The sequence below is a fragment of the Pseudomonas sp. Pme6b genome (genome assembly GCF_058129925.1).
This window is the reverse complement of record NZ_CM176704.1, coordinates 1556251-1576683: the sequence shown is the minus strand read 5'-3', so window position 1 is coordinate 1576683 and position 20433 is coordinate 1556251. Positions and strand designations below refer to the sequence as shown.

Annotated in this window: 17 protein-coding genes and 1 tRNA gene; 12 read left to right on the top strand and 6 right to left on the bottom strand. The window is 55.5% G+C overall.

Annotation, left to right across the window (positions count from 1 at the left end; genetic code table 11):
• Nucleotides 1–97: 97 nt before the first annotated feature.
• The 9 genes from AC4ANE_RS07150 (at nucleotide 98) to AC4ANE_RS07110 (ending at nucleotide 9470) form a co-directional block, all read left to right on the top strand.
• On the top strand, nucleotides 98–3403 hold the full coding sequence (locus AC4ANE_RS07150; RefSeq protein WP_031594836.1) for a dermonecrotic toxin domain-containing protein: 3306 nt from the start codon (nucleotides 98–100) through the stop codon (nucleotides 3401–3403).
• 56 nt (nucleotides 3404–3459) lie between these two features.
• On the top strand, nucleotides 3460–3684 hold the full coding sequence (locus tag AC4ANE_RS07145; protein ID WP_002554931.1) for a cysteine-rich CWC family protein: 225 nt from the start codon (nucleotides 3460–3462) through the stop codon (nucleotides 3682–3684).
• 35 nt (nucleotides 3685–3719) lie between these two features.
• Nucleotides 3720–4412: a pseudouridine synthase gene (locus AC4ANE_RS07140; RefSeq protein WP_002554932.1), complete on the top strand. Its 693-nt coding sequence runs from the start codon at nucleotides 3720–3722 to the stop codon at nucleotides 4410–4412.
• A gap of 297 nt (nucleotides 4413–4709) precedes the next feature.
• Nucleotides 4710–5591: an alpha/beta fold hydrolase gene (locus AC4ANE_RS07135; protein WP_002554933.1), complete on the top strand. Its 882-nt coding sequence runs from the start codon at nucleotides 4710–4712 to the stop codon at nucleotides 5589–5591.
• 147 nt (nucleotides 5592–5738) lie between these two features.
• Nucleotides 5739–5812: transfer RNA gene (locus AC4ANE_RS07130), tRNA-Gly, on the top strand.
• Between the two features lie 518 nt (nucleotides 5813–6330).
• Nucleotides 6331–6624: a metal-sensing transcriptional repressor gene (locus AC4ANE_RS07125; RefSeq protein ID WP_005745585.1), complete on the top strand. Its 294-nt coding sequence runs from the start codon at nucleotides 6331–6333 to the stop codon at nucleotides 6622–6624.
• Between the two features lie 8 nt (nucleotides 6625–6632).
• Complete coding sequence (locus tag AC4ANE_RS07120) at nucleotides 6633–7517, top strand: nickel/cobalt efflux protein RcnA (RefSeq protein WP_002554935.1); 885 nt, start codon at nucleotides 6633–6635, stop codon at nucleotides 7515–7517.
• Between the two features lie 9 nt (nucleotides 7518–7526).
• The gene (locus AC4ANE_RS07115; protein WP_002554936.1) at nucleotides 7527–7967 is read left to right on the top strand and encodes a YqaA family protein; all 441 of its coding nucleotides are present in this window, start codon (nucleotides 7527–7529) and stop codon (nucleotides 7965–7967) included.
• Between the two features lie 150 nt (nucleotides 7968–8117).
• Nucleotides 8118–9470, top strand: a complete 1353-nt coding sequence (locus AC4ANE_RS07110; protein ID WP_002554937.1) for a Fic family protein — start codon at nucleotides 8118–8120, stop codon at nucleotides 9468–9470.
• On the opposite strand, the gene AC4ANE_RS07105 is transcribed toward AC4ANE_RS07110, so the two are convergent.
• From AC4ANE_RS07105 to AC4ANE_RS07090, 4 genes are all read right to left on the bottom strand, one after another.
• Nucleotides 9462–10709, bottom strand: a complete 1248-nt coding sequence (locus AC4ANE_RS07105; protein WP_002554938.1) for a polysaccharide lyase family 1 protein — start codon at nucleotides 10707–10709, stop codon at nucleotides 9462–9464. The two genes, AC4ANE_RS07110 and AC4ANE_RS07105, sit on opposite strands and share 9 nt — an antisense overlap.
• Before the next feature lie 123 nt (nucleotides 10710–10832).
• Nucleotides 10833–11279 carry a GNAT family N-acetyltransferase gene (locus AC4ANE_RS07100; RefSeq protein WP_002554939.1) on the bottom strand — a complete coding sequence of 149 codons (447 nt, stop codon included), beginning with the start codon at nucleotides 11277–11279 and terminating at the stop codon, nucleotides 10833–10835.
• A gap of 24 nt (nucleotides 11280–11303) precedes the next feature.
• Entirely contained in the window at nucleotides 11304–12452 is a 1149-nt protein-coding gene (yiaY, locus tag AC4ANE_RS07095) for an L-threonine dehydrogenase (protein ID WP_002554940.1), read from the bottom strand.
• A gap of 150 nt (nucleotides 12453–12602) precedes the next feature.
• The gene (locus AC4ANE_RS07090) at nucleotides 12603–13823 is read right to left on the bottom strand and encodes a class I SAM-dependent methyltransferase (RefSeq protein WP_031594834.1); all 1221 of its coding nucleotides are present in this window, start codon (nucleotides 13821–13823) and stop codon (nucleotides 12603–12605) included.
• Nucleotides 13824–14119: 296 nt separating this feature from the next.
• Between AC4ANE_RS07090 and AC4ANE_RS07085 the strand changes: the two genes are divergently transcribed.
• Nucleotides 14120–15340, top strand: a complete 1221-nt coding sequence (locus tag AC4ANE_RS07085; protein WP_002554942.1) for an alpha-xenorhabdolysin family binary toxin subunit A — start codon at nucleotides 14120–14122, stop codon at nucleotides 15338–15340.
• Nucleotides 15337–16353, top strand: a complete 1017-nt coding sequence (locus tag AC4ANE_RS07080; protein WP_002554943.1) for an alpha-xenorhabdolysin family binary toxin subunit B — start codon at nucleotides 15337–15339, stop codon at nucleotides 16351–16353. Before AC4ANE_RS07085 ends, AC4ANE_RS07080 begins: the two co-directional genes overlap by 4 nt.
• Nucleotides 16354–16410: 57 nt before the next feature.
• Here the strand turns inward: AC4ANE_RS07080 and AC4ANE_RS07075 are convergent, their stop codons facing one another.
• Complete coding sequence (locus AC4ANE_RS07075; protein ID WP_002554944.1) at nucleotides 16411–17028, bottom strand: TPM domain-containing protein; 618 nt, start codon at nucleotides 17026–17028, stop codon at nucleotides 16411–16413.
• A gap of 26 nt (nucleotides 17029–17054) precedes the next feature.
• Entirely contained in the window at nucleotides 17055–17747 is a 693-nt protein-coding gene (locus AC4ANE_RS07070; protein WP_031594831.1) for a TPM domain-containing protein, read from the bottom strand.
• 321 nt (nucleotides 17748–18068) lie between these two features.
• On the opposite strand from AC4ANE_RS07070, the gene bglX reads away from it, so the two are divergent.
• Nucleotides 18069–20366: a beta-glucosidase BglX gene (bglX, locus tag AC4ANE_RS07065; protein WP_002554946.1), complete on the top strand. Its 2298-nt coding sequence runs from the start codon at nucleotides 18069–18071 to the stop codon at nucleotides 20364–20366.
• Nucleotides 20367–20433 lie beyond the last annotated feature (67 nt).

Below are 20433 nucleotides of genomic sequence, written 5' to 3'. Positions count from 1 at the left end.
TCTGTTACTCCAAAGGCTCTGCCACTACTACATAGTTATGTCATGTTCGGACGGTCTTGCCGACATAGTACGCATCCACTCACTTCGACCAGCCGTCATGAACCACATCTGGAGTCCGCTTCGCCAGGACACCCTCTTTCACGCCTCATCGTTTCTGCTGGAACAGCCAAGCGTTCTGCTGCCCGAGCACAGCAACAGCCGACACGATACGCTCAATGCCTGGGCGCCCTTGGCCCTGCCTGCGCTCCGGTTTCCACCCCGTGAACAACCACTGCCACCGCTGGCCGAAAAGCACGCTACGCAAGATAAGACCGCACGCATCGAACGCACGCTCGAAGCACTGCGCAAAAGCCCGGGTTTCCAGCTGATCGCCAACTCGGCGTTGCTCCTTGAAGCGTGCCAGCTGGATATGGACTTCCCGCCGACTCGAAAACACTATGTCCACCAACAACTCGTCATGCTGCTCGAACAAAAGACCGGCAAGACGCTGGACCCGGACACGCTGCGGATCACGTTCAGCACGCAGACCCTGCCCGCCCTGAACGACGAGGGGCATGAGCGTTACAGCATTGACATGTCGCTGACCAACGTAGCACTGGCGGTCTTCGATCCAGAACAGTTCGTGGCCCTGTATCGCAGTGAAATCATCGACACGCCCTTGTCCGAGGAAGCCCCGTCACTGAGCGCAAGGCAGGTGCTCAAGTGGCTCAGCGAGACACCGCTGGATCGCGACTACAGCATGGCTCTGGAGGCTTTCAGGACACGACACACAGTCACCTGCCGCACCTTGTCGCGGTTGGGTTTTCTGGATGGGCTGGCTCACCGGTTCTTCCACGGGCACATCAGCCGCGACGGCTATTTCCTGACGCTGGACGCTCTGGGGCTCAGTGATTTCCCTGCCGACGTAGCGACACTGGAACAGAGCGGCCGCGGTGAGAAATCCGAGGTTCGAATCTTGTCACTCAACGGCAAAACGGTGCCGGGAATTTTTCAGGTCAGGTCGAAAACCACCTCCCACTGTTTCATTCACATACTGAGTGCCAAGGGCAACGTCATCGAATACATCAGCGATGATCCGGACCAGATGACCAACAGGCTGCTGGCGGCCCTGAATGCCTCGAGGCTCTATGGCTACGCGTTGCATGCGCTTGATCAGGACGCAGGCATAGTTGCCAGCGCGCCGCTGCTCGCAGAAGACGTTTTTACCGAACTGACCCAGGCATCATTTGCCGAGACACAGCTCAACAGCCAGAACATCGACCTGCTCAAGACGGTATCGCGCAGCCTCAAGCTGGCCGGGGCGGTAGACCTCTGGCAGGCCAACCCTGCTCTTCTGGAACCCATCCCCTCGGCTTCCAGAATGGCTGCGCAGGTCATGGAGACTTATCTGCTGGAACATCACGGTCTGACGCTCAACCCTGACCACGTGTTCATCGCCTATCAATCCGGTAACTCTATCAGCCCGCTGGGCGGAGCCCGCAATCCACCCACGCATGTTCACACGCCCGATGAAAAACCGATCAGCCTGAGCGAAGCGCTGGTGATCAACTACCGGGTGGATGCTCCTCAGGGCTACATTGATCACGACGGTATTACAGATGTCTTTCTCGACACCACCGGCCAGGGCGTACGCGCTCAGGGCCAGAGTTTGGCGATCACGCCGCAGGCACTTGAAGACTATATCAAGGCATTCGATTTTCTGAACTGGATGACCAAACGTATTCAAGAATTCTGGGGGCAGCAAAAAGAAGCCATCGAACAGGCACTCAAATCAGCCTTCATCCATCAGGCGCTGATCAGCCTGAAGCGCGGCAGCCTCAAACGCAGCGGTTTCGATCAAGTCGTTGAAGCGCTCGCCCCTTCTGCGCCCAATCACTGGCTGGTACTTGGCTTCTTCGTTCAGGGCTCGCTGATCGACGGCATGGAACATCAATACACCGGGCTGTTGATACTTGAGCAACCCGGTAAACCGAAGATGCTCTATCAGCCTGGGTATCCCGAAGCCTTTATCGAGTTTACGGACGGCGATGCACTTGAACGCTATCTGAACCTGAAGACCGCCCAACCGGACTGGCGTGAAGCCGTGATGCGCTACATTCCCGTGCGCCATCACCAACGTCTGGACTACCTGTTCAAGCTATGGGGCGGCGTTCAGGCACCCGGTCCGCCCGTCTCCATCCTGCGCCCGTGGGCGGATGCGCTGTACAACCCTGACACTCGAAAAGCCCTGCACCACTCATTGTGTGAAAAAAAACTGGAGGGCTCGCCGTTCGGTTATCTGCATCAACTCCTGAAACAGAATTCGCTGGCTGATGCAGAAGAGCAGATCGTGACCTCCGCACAGGTTTCGCTGGCGTACTGGACAGACCGTCTACACCATTTACAGCGTTTGCTGGTGCCCATGTCTCTGTTGCTGACACCGGCGTTTTTAGCGTCGCTGGCAGCGGATGTCGGCCTTACTGCACTGAGCGTTGCCTCCGCGAATTTGCCGGGCAGTCGTTACGCAGAAAAGAATCAGGCGCTGCAGGCAACATTATCGCTGGGCTTGTTACAGCTTGGGCCGCAGACACCGAGACTACTGCGCACACTGACCAAAATCGTCAAACCTGCCGGTCATACAGCGGGGGCGTCTTTAGTGTTGTCCGGTGGCTCACGAGGCTCCAGTCATTTAGGCGCGCGGCCATTAAAACCGCGCCATACACGACTGGAAAAATTCTTTCATACCGACGCCCTGCTAAAACGCTGGACCATCACCAGCATAGTGTCGCCCGGTTTGGTGCCGGTGCATGCCTGGAAGCTGGTCCGCCGCTTCCTGCTCTGGACGTCGGACAGAGGTCAGGCGCGGACACTGGTGGTCAGCACCCACGGGTACTACACCCCGTGGACTGCGACGGTGAAGATCCCCAACGGCACGGAGATCCGCACCTATGCGCCGCATGGTTATGAATTGGTCGACCCCAAATTGCACCGTATCGTCAACAAGAATGCCCGGCCGTTTGCCATTTCCAATACAAAGGAAAATATCCTGATGTATCCAGTAGCCGCGCATGAGCCATTGCTGATGACGGACAAGATAATCGCGGGCACTTCACTGCCCGGCAGGCTGAAGAACTACAGCCTGTCCAAGTTCCAGACAGCCAGTTACGAAACCTATGACGATATTGCACGGGTGGTAGGCAACTCGAACGCATCGCCCCTCAAGGGCTGGTTACCGCCAACGCCAATGGATGTACTGACGGTACGCAACCGCTTCGGCAAGGCGCCCCCTTCGTTGAGCGACCTGTTCCACAGCCTGTCGACACAGGGCATTCATTACGACAGGGTGCTGCTGGTGCACTGCCGATGCGCAGCAATATCTGCACTGTTGCGCCGCGCACCGGTTTATCATCCCCCTGCAACATAGCCAATTGGCAGAAGCGCCTGAACCAACTGCCCCGATCATCGAGCAAGACAATCGCCATGAACGACACCCGCCTTTGCCCTCTGTGCGGTTTCAGCAACCAGTGCAGCCTGGCTGACCCGCTTACGGCAGATCAGGCCTGCTGGTGCTTTTCGGAAAGCATCGACCCGGCTTTGCTTGAAGCCCTGCCTGCGGACATCCGCGATAAGGCGTGTCTGTGTCCGCGTTGCGCCGGGATCCAGGAGGCCGCATCCGGCCAGTCTGCCGACCGGATCAACAAGTAAGATGCGCCCCCCATCCCCTATCAGCCGCTGTTGCTATGCGCCTTGATCGCTTCCTCAGTAACCTGCCAAGCCTCAATCGCAAAAGCGTGCGCCTGGCGCTGGCCAGCGGGCGGGTGCAGGTAGACGGGCAAACAACCAGCGACCCGCACCACGAAGTGCGCGAGTTCAGTCGCGTAGCGCTCGACGGGGAAATACTGCAAGCCGGCAAAGCTGCCCGCTATTTCATGCTGCACAAACCTGAAGGCTGCGTCAGCGCGACAGTTGATACACAGCACCCGACAGTCCTCGACTTGCTGGACGAGCCTGACAGACACGAGCTGCATATCGCCGGGCGGCTGGACTTCAACACCACTGGCCTGATGCTGATTACCAACGATGGTCAATGGTCACGACGCCTCACCCAGCCGCAGACCAAAATGCCCAAAGTGTATTACGTCGAGACCGAACAACCGATCGACGAACGCTACGCAGCCACATTCGCTGCCGGTATGTATTTTTCATTTGAGAACATCACCACGCAACCGGCGCAATTAACCCTGCTGGGGCCACGTAGCGCACGCCTGACTATTGTCGAAGGTCGTTATCACCAGGTGAAACGGATGTTCGGTCACTTCAATAACAAAGTGCTGCGCCTGCACCGGGAGAATATTGGCGCGCTGGCGCTGGACCCTGCCCTGGCACCCGGCGGCTACCGGGCGTTGCACGCTGCGGAAATCAGCCTGTTCTGAAAAGTCACAACCGTTTGGCGGATTACGCAAACAAGGTACGAATGACACTTGCGGGTTAACGGATCGACTGCTTGACTGGGATTGTCAATCCTTATGCGACTGATGAGTCAATCCATTATTCCAAGAAACACTTTGTCGTATCGAGCCGCTGGTTCGCGACACATTGCCCGCCAATAACAATACCTGTCGAACAGCTTATCGGATCGACATGGGCCTTTAATCGGCTATCGCCTGCCTGTCACGAAACTCGTGCAACGTCATGTGCACGTCTACCTGTTTACGCCAGGAGTTACACCTATGTCGCCAGAAAAAGCAGTGCTGGACATACAAGGACAGTTTCGGGTTTATACCGAGTTCTATCACACCGATGCCGCCGCAAAGACCATCATTCTGGTCAACGGCTCACTGGCCACCACCGCGTCATTTGCTCAGACCGTCCGCAACCTTTACCCCACCTTCAACGTGGTGCTGTATGACCAGCCTTACTCGGGCAGGTCCAAGCCACATAACGTGCACGGCGCACCGCTGACCCGGGAAGAGGAAGGTCAGCTGTTGCTGGAACTGATCGACCATTTCAACGCCGAGCACGTTCTGTCCTTCTCCTGGGGCGGCGCAGCTACGCTGGTTGCGCTGGCGCATCAACCAAGACGCATCGAAAGCGCAGTCATCAGCTCGTTCTCACCGGTCATCAACGGCCCAATGCGCGAGTACCTGGACAAAGGCCTCGACTACCTCGGCGCACATAGCCGTTACGACATGGGGCATTTGATCAACAACACTATCGGCAAGCACCTGCCGGCTCTGTTCAAGCGCGTCAACTATCGCCATGTCAGCAGCCTGGACGGTCATGAATATGACCAGATGCACCATCACTTCAGTCAGGTACTGGAGCTTGACCCGGACAACTACCTGACAGCAGGGCAGCGCATCAAGGTGCCGGTGCTTTTCATCAATGGTGCCTGGGACGAGTACACCTCCGCGAACGACGCCGCGCAGTTCTCCCGATACCTGCAGAACTGCAGCTTCAACACCATCGAAGCCACAGGCCACTTTCTGGACATGGAACACAAGGCCGCCTGCCGCGACTCGAAACAGGCGCTAATGAACTTCCTGCAACCGGCACAAGCGTCATCCAGCGTCTACAACCGGGTTCAGGGCCACCATGCTTTCGCCTTCTGAAACCCGTGAGCGCCTCTCCGTCAGCCCACACGCATGTGCAGCTGGCGGGGGGGGTGATCAGGAGGGAAATCGCTGCGCGGTGAAATTAGCGCTTCAAATCAAGGCAGGGTTCTGGTACAAAGTCAGCCGCTCAGAGCAGCTCCCAGAGCGGGTATAGTTTAGTGGTAAAACGAAAGCTTCCCAAGCTTTAGTTGAGGGTTCGATTCCCTCTACCCGCTCCATATTTTTCCTAACTCGTTAATTCTCCTCAAATCTCCGAATGGCACGTAGCGTGACAACCTCTACCGCTGTCCGAGCGGGATCTACGCTCCTTCGCATAGCTGCTCATGTTCGGTATCGCTTCTATCTTCAGTCAGACTGATATCCATACATCAACGCATTCCAGCCACCTGATCGCCGAAAAAGCGATAGTACGCAGCGTCAGGAATGACGACTTACCAAGCTTGGGTACATGCTAACGACTTGGCAGGAAGCACGTGCTCGTGCCAGCTGAAGCTTCAGAACCCTGGAAACTGAATTCAACTACTTGACTGTTTTTTGAAGATGGCCTGCGAAGGTTAACAGGCCACTATCCGTTGCCCCTAAGCCATCAAGTTCAGAGGGGCCTGAGAGTAACCAACATCCCGCCAGTCCCATCCTCAATCAACCAAATAGCACCGTCAGGCGCAACACCTTTGACCTTATCCCCCCGGGGAGGATAAGGTGTCAGCCTGGATCATTCACCCAACAGGCTCAAGCGATGAGTGAGCACGAACATCCGTATGACCATACGCACCAGTCACACGAGGCGATCATCAAACGTCTCAAGCGTGCAGACGGCCACTTGCGAAGCATCATCACCATGATCGAAGACGGCCGCGAATGCGTGGACATTGCTCAACAGCTTCATGCCGTCGAGAAAGCGATATGTCAGGCGAAACGCACGCTGATCCAGGATCATATCGATCACTGCCTTGAAAACACCATGGGGGCTCTTGCCAAAGGCGAGCGAGCGCCACTTGAAGCCTTCAAGCAAATCACTAAATACCTGTAAGGCCTCACATGCCCGACTTTGCCGATTTATTGCAGCGAGGCGGTGCCAACGCTTGGCTGTACTTCCCCAGCGCCGTCCTTTTAGGGGCATTGCACGGCTTGGAGCCGGGGCACTCCAAAACCATGATGGCGGCATTCATCGTGGCCATTCGGGGATCGGTGAAGCAGGCTGTCATGCTCGCGCTGGCGGCAACGCTATCCCATACTGCTGTTGTCTGGTTGGTCGCTATCGGCGGCATGTATCTGGGTCAGGGCCTGGATGCCGAAACGACCGAGCCCTACTTTCAGCTTGCGTCCTCAGCGCTGATCATCGCCATTGCGCTGTGGATGTTGTGGCGCACATGGCGCGGCGAGCAGCTGTTTAAATTCAAAGAAGAAAACGGTGGCCACAGCGATCACCACGACCACGAAATACACCATCACAGCCATGACCATGACCATGACCAGGAACACCACCACGGCCTTAGCCATGATCACAGCAATCCGCACAGATTCACGCTGGCTGCCGAGGGTTATCAGGATGCTCATGAGAAGGCCCATGCCGAAGACATTCGCAAGCGGTTCACCTATCGTGAGGTCAGCAACGGTCAGATCCTGATGTTCGGTTTGACCGGTGGGCTCATCCCTTGCCCAGCTGCAATCACTGTTTTGCTGTTGTGCCTGCAAGTGAAGCAAGTCACGCTAGGGGCCGCGATGGTGCTTTGTTTCAGCATTGGTTTGGCAATCACTTTGATGACTGTCGGAGCCGCTGCCGCTATCGGCGCTCGCAAAGCATCAAACCGTTTTCCCTGGCTCAATGCAGCTGCCCGACGAGCCCCGTATCTTTCCAGCGTATTGATCATTTGCGTCGGCGTGTACGTGGGTGTCCACGGCTGGAACGGATTGTATTCGTGAGATGACATCGTGTTCGAGCTGACCAGCTATCTGGGCCTCTTTGCCGTGGCATTTGGTGCCGCAACGCTTCTGCCGCTGCAATCTGAAGCGGTATTGGCTGGCATGCTCCTTTCGGAACATTACGTGACGGCACTTCTGTTGCTGACTGCAACTACGGGCAATGTTCTGGGGTCGGTCGTGAACTGGTATCTGGGGCGCTCGGTTGAACGCTTTCGGCACAAGCGCTGGTTCCCCATCAGCGAGCGACACCTCGACAAAGCTCAAATCATTTACAGACGCCATGGACGCTGGGCATTGTTGCTAAGTTGGGTGCCTATCATCGGTGACCCGATCACCATGATCGCCGGTGTCCTGCGTGAGCCGCTTTGGAGCTTTCTGCTGGTTGTCACTTTTGCAAAAGCTTTACGCTATTTGACGCTGACAGCGCTCACGCTGGGGTGGGCGGTATAGAGGAGATCGGCGGTGGTGACTCGAATAGTGGGTAGACACTCCAGATAGAGTGCCCGGTTTCGCTTTGATACTTATTTCAATTTTGCAAAAAATTGAAATAAACCCCCAACCTCCGTACTCTCCATCTCAAATTCCTGGAAATTTGAAATCATGGTCAAGTCGCCGCCTGCGCTCATCCAGAATCCGTTCGCCATGATTATCAGCGACCACGCCGATCAGGCAGACGCCTATCTTGAGCTTGCGCAGCCCTTCGATGCGCAGGGACGTTATCTGCATTTCGATAAACTGCGTTTCAGATTTCCGAAATCGCTGGATGCAGCTCTGGCCTGGTCGGTCGTCAGGCAAGCCAGAAATCGCCAGCTAGTCACGGCCATATCTCTGGGTGAACCATCTCGGCCCTGCGGCTTTCTCTATACGCCTGCAATGCAAATGGCTGTCTCTGCCGGTGACCAGAATACGACCACAGCGGCGCTGGAATGGATGTGCTCCAGAATTGGAGAGTCCAGGCAACTGACGTACCTGCTTAACGATCTGGTCGAAGACGAGGCGATCAGCAGCAGCCAGCTTGAGGGGGCTGCAACGACTACCAAAGCAGCAAAGGAGTTGCTGAAAAGAAAGCGTAGCGCCCGGACTCCCGACGAAAAGATGATCATCGGTAATTTCCGGATGATGCAACATGCGTGGGAATGCCGGGACCAGGAACTGTCGCTTGAGCTGATAACCGACCTGCATCAGGTGGGTGTCGAAGGGATAGAAGACGAGCGTTATTATCCAGGCGAATTACGGTCAGTGGATGACGTTGTTGTCGAGGATGGAAACGGAAACATTGTTCATCAGCCACCGCCCGCTCAAGGCATTCAGAAACGGCTTCTGTCGGTTATTGCGTGGGCGAATAGCGAGCACTCGGACCTGGACAGTCCAACCTACATTCATCCGTTGATAAAAGCGGTCATCCTCCATTTCGTGATTGGTTATGAGCACCCATTTCACGATGGCAACGGTCGAGTCGCCAGGTCGTTATTTTATTGGTACCTGTTCAAATGTGGTTTTGGCGGATTCAGGTATATCGCCATCAGCACGCTTCTGAAAATCGCTCCGATCAAGTATGGAAAAAGCTACCTGTACACCGAAACGGATGACATGGACCTGACGTACTTCATCGACTATCAATGCCAGGTCATTGCACGGGCCATCAAAGAGTTTACGAGAAATCACGAAGCGAACGTGGCTGCAATTGATCGCTTCAACGCGTTCCTTTACGAGTCGGGGCTGTACACGAAGCTGTCCGACAAACAACGAATCATCTTCAACGTGGCCAACTCATCAGACATAAAGTCTTTCACCGTGACCGATGTCAAAAACAAGCTGGGGTGTGCTTACAATACAGCGGCAACTGTACTGAATGGTTTGGTGGACCTGAAACTGTTTCACAAAATGAAGACCGGCAGTGAGTCGGTTTATTCGATGATCGATACGACTCAACTATTGAAATCATCATCGTAAACCAACACCTACCTTCCCCACGCCTGCGTCTTCCGGCACGCGCGCCCTGGCCTCTTGCGCCGAAACCGGCGCCACCAGAAACTGCCGATAATCCCTGAAAGCCTCCAGCACAGATGTGTCCTGAGGACGATAGTCATCGCCACTCATCTGCTGCTGATTCGCCACACATGCTCTTCCAATAACACTCATACATACATCGTTTGCGCCAGCTGAACCCGGCCCAAACAAAGCAAACGCGGTACCCGGCTGATCCGTATCGTTGAACAGTGGATGAGCTACGTTTTCAAAATCGTTTCCTTCCACCAGCAACTGTGAGGATGAAGTCCGCGACATGATTGCGCCCTGGTAGGTCATGCGCTGAAAAACGTTATTGACCAGTTGAGCGCGGACTTGCGCATTATTCATGCCTCCGGAGTGCGGCGCTCTTCCCGAGGCGTCGTGTATGTAGTTTTTTGACAGCGTCAGCGTGTCCTGACTGCCGAGGAACAGCCAGACCCAGTAATGATGGCCATCGCAGGTCGACGAGTAAGGCGTGCGACCATCGAACTCATTGCTGGAAATGGTGACGTGTGAAGCAGTGCCCCAGCCTGTCACGATCATTTGTCTGCCGATACGGGCGAAGGTGTTGTGGTCAATCCACACGCCATCGGCTTTGTTCAGAGTGAGCGCATCTCCGCCCCATACGACACTCGGGTTGATGTCTGAAAGCGTCAGGTTACGGACAATCACGTTATGCGCGCCGTCACCGATGAACAGTCCTGCACCTTGGATACCGGCCTTTTTGCCCACGCCTATCAGGGTCTTGTTCGATCCGACTTTCAGTGGCTTCAGCCCTGCATTGTCGTAGGTCACCATGACCGGTGGCCTGGATTGGCAGAAGTTGTTGGGACCATTGAGAGCAAGCTGCTCGCCGCCATGCGGACACTGCTTGACCATGCAGCCCGGTTCGGTGGTTTCGGCGCTGCCTTTGGCAACGAGACTCCCGCGAAAGTCGAACAGGTGCTCCAGCACAATGACCCGCGGGGTTTCATCGGTACAGGCACCGCGCGAGTCGTAAGACGCGCACAGTGCAGACCGAAGCTGGTCAAGCGTTGAAGGGTGTACTGCCGCGGCGGCTCCGCCACCCGTAACCCCTTTGGCAAAACCTTCCGGCAAGTCCGCTGCCTCCAGGTATTGCGCACCCGACAGCATCAGGAACAAAGCAGAAACGCATTGCAAAAGAGCACCCCAAAGCCTCATTTGTTGAACTTCCAGTCCTATTCGCGAAGGGTCGCGAAAACAGTCTGAATGCTAAACGCAGAGCGGCCTGCCTTACTCGTATTCTGTAGCCTTGGTCAGGCTCTGTTCAGCCGCGAGCATCCCTCACGAAAACGCGAGCTCCATTCTGATACTGTCGATTCCAGGACCATGCCCGTCCACTTCGACAGAGGTCACGACAAACCCCAGATTCAAGTAGAAGCCCTGAACGTGCTGGCTGGTATCGATGTGGGAACGTGTAACGCCCGGTAATGACCTTACGACATCAAGTCTCGCCTGGGTCAGAAACCTCCCCAGGCCGCTACCGTGTTGCTCACCGTGGACCATGCCCCATGTAAGCTCGGCCACTGACGGGTCTGACAGCACGAGGTATCCTCCGCAAGCCAGAACATCGCCATCACGCTCGACAACGAAGTACTGACCCAACGGTGCCATCAGGAAGCTGGCAAATTGCTTGCGCTCCGCAGGATCAAAGTAACGCGGTACGTTGCTGTCGAAAATATCCAGACAGATATTCCGGGCCGAAAGTGTGTAGGGTAAGAGCGTTGCCATTTTTAGCCTGTCTGTTGCGGTTAATCACATTGCCTGACGAAATATCTCCTTAATCTGCTCAAGATCGGCACGACGCGGATTGGTCAGACCGCACGCATCTTTCAGGGCATTGGTGGCCAGGATCGGGAAATCCTCTTCCTTGACGCCAAGCACCGCCAGCCCCGCCGGGATTTCCACGGCAGCCGACAGTGCGCGAATGGCCTCGATTGCCGCCTGAGCACCTTCTTGCGGAGAAAGACCACGAATATTGCAGCCCATCGCATGCGCAACATCAGTCAGGCGCGCAGCGCTGACGCTGGCGTTGAAACGCTGAACATGAGGCAACAATACGGCGTTGCACACACCGTGCGGCAAATCATAGAAGCCGCCCAGTTGATGCGCCATGGCGTGTACATAGCCCAATGATGCGTTGTTGAACGCCATGCCGGCCAGAAACTGTGCGTATGCCATGTTCTCGCGTGCAGTAATGTTCGCTCCATTGGTGAAGGCATCGCGCAGATTGTTGGCAATCAGTGCCATGGCCTGCAACGCGCAGGCATCCGTGATCGGATTGGCAGCCGTCGAGACATAGGCCTCTATCGCGTGAGTCAAGGCATCCATACCGGTGGCGGCGGTCAGTGACTTGGGCATGGCAATCATCATGTTCGGGTCGTTTACGGATAACAGTGGCGTTACGTTACGGTCAATGATGGCCATTTTTACGTGGCGCGCTTCGTCGGTAATGATGCAGAAGCGGGTCATTTCGCTGGCGGTTCCGGCGGTGGTGTTGATCGCGATCAGCGGCAACTGCGGTTTTGCCGAACGGTCGACGCCTTCATAGTCGCTGATATGCCCACCGTTACTGGCGCACAGGGCAATGCCCTTGGCGCAGTCGTGAGGTGAACCGCCGCCCAGAGAAATCACGAAATCGCACTGGCGTTCCCGCAGCAAGGCCAGACCGTTCTCGACGTTGGCGATGGTCGGGTTGGGTTTGGCACCGTCATATACCACCGAGTCGATGCCCTGCTCCACCAACAGCCCCGCGACCTGACTGGCCACACCGGCCTTGGCCAGCCCTGCGTCGGTCACGATCAGCGCCTTGAGAAATCCGTATTTGCGAATGGCGAGCATGGCTTCATCAATGCAGCCAGTGCCGATGATGTTCACTGCGGGGATGAAAAAGGTGCTGATCATGACGGACCCTCGTGGGTAGCTCGGATGCTTGGGTGATAGCCCAAGCATCCGCCGTGTGCGAGGCACAACCATTGACCTGGCGCAATGAAGCAGCCTGATAGCAGACCGTTGGTCGAAGACTCTTCGGTCTACGTGTGCAGGGTGGCTGTTTCAGCCGATGAAGCCGTCCGCCCTCAGCAGCGTTTCAAGGCACTGCTCGCTGATGCCGTAAAACGTCTTCAGCTCCTGGATACGCGCGATCAACAGGTCCGGGTTGACCGGTTCGGCGCACTTGACCGCCAGTATCATCTTGTTCTTGTTGGTGTGCTCCAGAGAGATGAACTCAAAGACCTTGGTTTCGTAACCGCACGCTTCCAGGAACAAGGCACGCAGGCTGTCCGTGACCATTTCTGCCTGCTGGCCCATATGCAGGCCGTATTGCAACATCGGTTTCAGCAAGGCCGGGCTCTGGATCTGCAGGCGAATCTGTTTGTGGCAGCACGGCGAGCACATGATGATCGAGGCGCCGGAACGAATGCCCATATGAATGGCGTAGTCGGTTGCGATGTCACAGGCATGCAGCGCGATCATCACATCCAGCGCGCTGGGCGCGACAGTACGCACATCGCCGTGCTGGAACGTCAGGCCGGGGTGTTCAAGACCCGCCGCAGCGTTGTTGCACAAGGTGACCATGTCCTCACGCAGCTCGACACCGGTCACCTGCCCTTGCGCCTGCAAGGTATTGCACAGGTAGTCATGGATCGCGAAGGTCAGGTAGCCCTTGCCTGAGCCGAAGTCTGCCACCTTGATCGGCTGATCTAGCTTGAGTGGCGATGAACTCAAGGCATGGGAAAACACTTCGATGAACTTGTTGATCTGCTTCCACTTGCGCGACATCGCAGGGATCAGTTCATGCTGCCGATTGGTGACACCCAAGTCGGCCAGGAACGGGCGGCTCAGCTCCAGATAGCGCTTTTTCTCACGATCATGCCCGGCCGAAGGAGCTTCACGCTCCTGCTGAGCCTTGCTTTTGAACAGCGTGCTCTTGCCCTTCTTGCTGAACTCCAGCTGCACCTCGTCGGTCAGCGACAGCAGGTGCGCGTTCTTGAACGATTCAGGTATCAGGCTGGCAATAGCGCCCACCGCTTCTGCAAGCGGAAAATTCTTGGTGATATCGCGGGTCTTGTAGCGATACACAAAGGTAAGGCATGGCTGTTCCTTGACGGTCAGCGGTTTAATGATGACCCGCTGTAATTCGGCCTCGCTGCCCACATATTTGGCCAGCACCAGCTTGATCAGCGAGTTTTGCGACAGGCTGGTGTCCAGCAGGCCGAGAAACTGCGCGCGGTGATCGGTCGCAGTGTTGGATGACGTGGGGGTAATGACTGACATTGAAAATGTGCCTCAAACGTCCCGGCCGGGACTCGAAAAATCAGACCGGCATTTTAGGCGCGTCGACGCGTCAAGGGCACCCCTATTTTTCAAAGACTACACACACTGTTTGCACGGCCCTACACACCAAAGAGAAACACACACAAACCGTAAAACAATCCCTGCCGAAAATCACGAGCCATTACTTGTAGCGCGCAAAAACACCTTTATAGTCGCCATCACTGATGACAGACGATCAGATCTCACTCCTGGAGCTTTTTGCTCTAACAGAATAACTTGTACAAGGAACGTGCAGTATGTTGAGTCAAGCAGCACTCTTGGAAAACGAAGATATCGCACGGGTTACTTTAAAACCCGTAGAGTACTTGAGCGTCATACTCGATGATGAAAAAAGCGGAGGCCGGAGCGCGGCACTTATTTTGACCAGGGAAGACATCCTCAGTCTTAAGCGTTACGAGCGTCACGCCCTGAACATTCCCACCTCGCTTAATCGTGTCGAACAGCAATTGGGTTTTACAAGAAGTTACATTCCCGGACTTGAGCCTAAAGATATGCTGGTGACTTACCAGGCCATCAATAATCATGGCAAGAGCTGGCTCAGTATCGAGGATGGCATCAAACGCAGCGGGTTCGCCATTGAATTGTTTGCCACCCAATTCTCGAGACAGGGCGAACAGATCATCAACTACATCGAAAAAATGGATTTTGCCAGACAACTGGACCTGACCGTTGCCGATTTAAACATTGAAGAGGTCCGTAACACTGCGCCGGTACCACTGGGTGAAACCGATCAGAGGGTGTGTATCACGCTGGCAGAGTTTCTGAAGAAAACGGCGTCACAAATAAAAAACCATCAGCACGCTGCGCAAACCCTGGCGGACCACATCGATACGTTCAGCACCGTCCTGAGCGTCCAGCTAATTCCCGGCATCAATGACAAGGTGAAACTGGCAAATTGTTCTGATCTGGACCAGCAGATCCAGGATCTGGAAAAAGATATCGAACAACTGACGACGGAAATCGAGCAGAAAAACAACGAGTATAAAACCGCCCTGTATAATATTGCCTGGGGTCTTTTCGGCGGGGCCATCGGGGTCGCTATCACGGGGGGCATTTTTGGCGCCCAAGCGGAGGAAATCCGAAAAGAAAAAAATCGAATGGTGGCTTCCAAGAACCAGAAAGTTCAAAAACTCAAAGAAAAATCTCCTTTGTCAGCCGCCGTGCGCAGCCTGCAAATACTGTTTGAAGACATGAATATTCGTATGATGGACGCTCACCAGAGCGCCACCCATTTGAAAGACCTCTGGACCATGCTGGCGGCGTATATCGACCGTTCTGCCAGTGAACTTTCAGCGATCACGACTGATCAGGCGCTGATGATTTTCGCTATGCAGTTTCAAGGGGTAGTCACACCTTGGCGGGAAATAAGAGGCATGGCAAATCAGTTACTCAAGATATTTGATAGTGCACTGGATCAGTTTCAACGCGAACAGCAATCCGGCAAGAGAGGACAATGATCATGAGCACTGAAACCCTGAGTGAGCCGTTGGTCCTCACCCCTCCTGACAATAAAGTCATGACAGCCGCCCGCCAGAATATTCTTGCGCAGGTGAGCACTTCGAAGCTGAACTTTCTGCCGGCCATGAAAGAAAAAATGCTGCCGCTTCAAGACGTATTGATTAGCGCAGACAAGGTCTATCGCCAGGAACTGGCCAATATCACCGTGCAGTTGAATACTGTAAACCTGAAACCGATCGATCAGAAACAACAACTGATTGAGGCCGACGCAACGCTCAGCGACAAACAGAAACAACAAGCGATCAACCTGCTGAACGGGCAGCGCATTCGCCAGGTATCGAATATCACAGCAGCGGTACGCCGCAGCGCGGCGGCCATTGCCGAGCACAGCGACAATGTGGCGCAGATAAACCTGACGCTGGAAAGCAATCGTTTGCTGGAAACACTCCAGCAACAGATCGACAGCATCACCCAACGATCAGCCACGTTAGAAAGCGCAATGGCTTTAATCGCTGAAGACCGACGCCTGCTTGACGCAACGATCAGTACGCTTGAAAAGTACAACATTGCCGACCTGTTCAAGGAACTACTGCCTACCCAGGAGGAGCTACAGCTCATCATCACACCATCGCCAGAACTTGCGCTGGTCTCCGCAGGGATTGCCAGACTCGAAAAACTACTCGACAAGATCAGCAGCGCCCTGACTTACCTTGATCTTACTCGAGAACGCGACAGGCTGAGGTCGCGCTATAACGCCCTGCTCGACGACTCCCGCATGTCTACCCAGGAAACAAAGGTAATCAAGGAAAAACTCGACGAGTTGACAGGGCTCGCTGGCGTCGCTCAGAGCAAAGCACTTTGGGTACAAGAAGCGAAAAAGGTTTATCAATCGCTCTATCATTTTCTTGATCAGATAACATCGCCAGGTGATGCTTCGGCGTTGATCAGCCAGCATGTCGAACAACTGAAGACCTACATAAAATCGTTTTATGACGTAAAACGTATCGTCTGACCCGGACGATTTTCAAGCAAGGCAGATGTCGATAAAATCGACATCTGCCTTTTGCCGTTACCCCAACACCACCAGCCGATTCGGCAGCTCATTCCTGCCGTACGTCACTGGAACGTGATCGGCAAGCAACTCGCCACAGGCATGGATACAGCCAAGAAACCCCTGCAAGGTCTGCCCGTCTCTGACCTGCTGGGTAAATACGTCGACCATCGCCTTCCAGGTATCGTCATGCAGACGACTGGCAATGCCATGGTCAACCAGAATTTCGACATACCGTTCGGCCTCACTGACAAAAACCAGAATGCCGGTTCCGTCATGGGTCTTGTGCAGGTTTTGTTCAAGAAACTGCCGACGTGCCAGATTTCCGGCTCTCCAGCGCCGAACCGAAAGCGGCACCAGCAAGGCCGACACGTTCGACACGCGGCAGACCAGCGCCACAACAATGAACGTACTCATTTGCGCCAGCATCAGTTCGTCCGCGCTCAACCACTGAACGCAGTAATTGACCGTGCCCGGCAGCAGCAGGCCGATCAACCCGGCCCAGATCAGCGGCATGTACGCGTAGTCGTCGGCACGAGCAGCCAGTACCGTAACCAGTTCGGCATCGGTGCGCTGCTCGACGCGATCAATCGCTTCGGCGACCTGCCGCTGTTCATCTCTGTTCAATAACGCCATGCTTCCCTCATTGACCAATCGATCCGCTACCAGTTGCCCGAAGCCCCGCCACCGCCAAAGCGACCGCCATTGCGGTCAGCGGCCCTGTCACGTGCAGGCCGGGCAACGGCCCCGCGTTTGATACTGATGATCACGATGCCCAGCACGATGAGGGTCAGAACAATCGCGATCAGCCAGACCTGATCGTCACTGGCCTGCTCTTCATATTCGGACATCTGTCTCGTCGGTTCGGGATAATCCGGTATCTGACCGCCCAAAGCCGCGATAACCGCCCGTGTACCGCGCTCGATGCCGACCGCAAAACGATTGTCGTCAAACTCGGGCGTCATCAACATATCGATGATCAAGGAGGCCTGGGCTTCATTGAAACGATCCTTCAGGGCAGCACCGACTTCCATGAATACCTTGCGCTTGTCACGGTAAACCACCAGCAGAACGCTGTCGTCTTCGCCGTGCGGCCCAAGGCTCCAGGCGTCACCGAGTCGGGCTCCGAACTCTTCGATGCTTGTACCTTGCAGATCGGCCAGGGTCACCACTACAACGCGCTCGCCGGTGGCTTGCTCGTGGGCACGCAGAAGTCTGGCCAGACGAACTGTGGTCTGACTGTCGAGCATTTGTGCAGCATCGACCACACTGCCGGTCATTGGCGGAAAAACCAGCGCGGTTGGCTCCGCCTCGGCACGCAACCCACCTCCCAATAGCATCACCACGTACAACATCCATTGTGAAACAGACTTCAAAATCAGACCTCCGGTGCTTTTTTTGAAACTATTGAAACGACACGCCTTAGCCAAAACACAAGTTCCCCGGCATAATCCATCGCCAACGCCTGATGCGGTCAATAATTGATCGAACAGGGTTTGTACAAAAATCAATCAAACCACCATTTTCGTACACACCTTGGGGGGACTTCGTACAGTGAAGCGGATGGCAACTATCCTTGCGCCCTGTACGAACCATAACGCCAAAGGTCCATAACCCAAAAACTGGCTGTCGGACATTAAACGCGAGTTGCTGACAAAAGCCTTGAGAAATCATTCATGAATAAGCTGTGTTTATTAGGTTTGCTGGTCGGGATGGCCAGTCAGTCGGTGATGGCCCAAAGCGCCGCCGCCACGGACAATACAACGCTTCAAGCCAAGAATGCCTTCATCGGCAAACTCATGAAACAAATGACCCTGGACGAAAAGATCGGCCAGTTGCGTTTGATCAGCATCAGCGCCGACATGCCACAGCCGCAAATTCTCAAGGAAATTGCTGCCGGAAGAATCGGCGGCACGTTCAACTCCGTTACCCGTTCGGAAAATCGTCCGCTGCAGGAAGCTGCTGTCGCCAAAAGCCGTCTGAAAATTCCGATGTTTTTTGCCTACGACGTGGTTCACGGTCATCGTACGATTTTCCCGATCAGCCTGGGCATGGCCGCCAGCTGGGACATGGACGCCGTCGCACTGATGGGCCGGGTTTCGGCTAAAGAGGCAAGTGCTGACAGTATCGACATGACATTCGCGCCCATGGTCGATATTTCCCGCGATCCACGCTGGGGCCGCAGCTCCGAAGGCTTTGGCGAGGACACCTACCTGGTGTCACGCATTTCCGATGTGATGGTCCGGTCTTTCCAGGGCAAGAACATCGCAGCCAATGACAGCATCATGGCTGCCGTCAAGCACTTCGCTCTGTATGGCGCGGTCGAAGGCGGACGCGACTACAACACCGTGGACATGAGCATGACGCGCATGTATCAGGACTACCTGCCGCCCTACAAGGCTGGCATCGATGCAGGAGCTGGCGGCGTGATGGTTGCGCTCAACTCGATCAATGGTGTCCCGTCGACCGCCAACAAATGGCTGATGCAGGATCTGCTGCGCAAGGACTGGGGCTTCAAGGGCGTGACCATCAGCGACCATGGCGCGATCAAGGAACTGATCGACCACGGCGTGGCCAAGGACTTTCGCGAGGCCGCCAAGCTGGCGATCAAGGCTGGTGTCGATCTGAGCATGAACGACGTGGCCTATGGCGAGCAGTTGCCCGGACTGGTCAAGGACGGCGAGGTTTCCATGAAGGAAATCGACAGCGCCGTGCGTGAAGTACTGGGGGCCAAGTACGACATGGGCCTGTTCGCCGCTCCTTACGGCCGAATCGGCGTCGCTGCCGATGACCCGGCAGACACCTATTCCGATGACCGCCTGCACCGTGCCGAGGCTCGCGATGTTGCGCGCAAGACACTGGTGCTGCTGAAGAACCAGAACGAAACGCTGCCGTTGAAGAAACAAGGCACCATCGCGGTTATTGGTGGATTGGCTCAAAGCCACCTCGACATGCTCGGCAGCTGGTCGGCAGCGGGCCGTGCCAATCAGTCGGTCACTGTGTATGAAGGACTGGCCAACGCGGTCGGCGACAAGGCCAAACTGGTTTACGCCCGTGGTGCCAACGTCAGTGACAACGAGCACATCCTCAACTATCTGAACTTCATCGAGAAGGAGGTCGAGGTCGACCCGCGTCCAGCGCAGGAAATGATCGACGAAGCGGTCAAGGTCGCCGAGCAGGCTGATGTGATTGTTGCCGTGGTAGGCGAGTCGCGCGGTATGTCCCATGAGTCGGCCAGCCGCAGCAGCCTGAACATTCCGGGCAAGCAGCGTGACCTGATCAAGGCACTCAAGGCCACGGGTAAACCACTGGTGCTGGTGTTGATGAATGGCCGTCCCCTGGTACTGGTCGACGAGCAGGAACAGGCCGATGCCATGCTCGAAACCTGGTTCCCGGGCACCGAAGGCGGCAACGCGGTGGCGGATGTACTGTTCGGCGACTACAACCCGTCGGGCAAGCTGGCCATGTCGTTCCCGCGCTCGATCGGTCAACTGCCGGTCTACTATGCACACTTGAATACCGGCCGTCCGTATCGTGAAGACAAGCCGGGCAACTATACCTCGCACTATTTCGAGGAGCCCAATGGCCCGCTGTTTCCGTTCGGTTACGGTCTGAGCTATACGCAGTTCGACGTCTCGGACATCAAGCTGTCTGACGCCAGCATGACGCGCAAAGGCAAGCTCACTGCCAGCGTAACCGTGAAAAACACCGGCAAGGTTGCAGGCGCGACCGTGGTGCAGTTGTATCTGCATGATGTGGCTGCGTCGATCAGTCGCCCGGTGAAAGAACTGAAGAACTTCGAAAAAGTGATGCTTGAGCCTGGCGAGGAAAAAGTCGTTAACTTCACGCTCAGTGAAAACGACCTCAAGTTCTACAATAGCGAGCTCAAGTACGCTGCGGAACCTGGTGAATTCAAGGTCATGATCGGCCTGGACTCGCAGACCGTGAAAGAAGCGACCTTCAATCTGTTGTAACGCTCGTCCATGGCGCGTTCGCAGGCATCGATCTGCAAACGCGCCAGCGGAGTCCGATCAGGCCGCA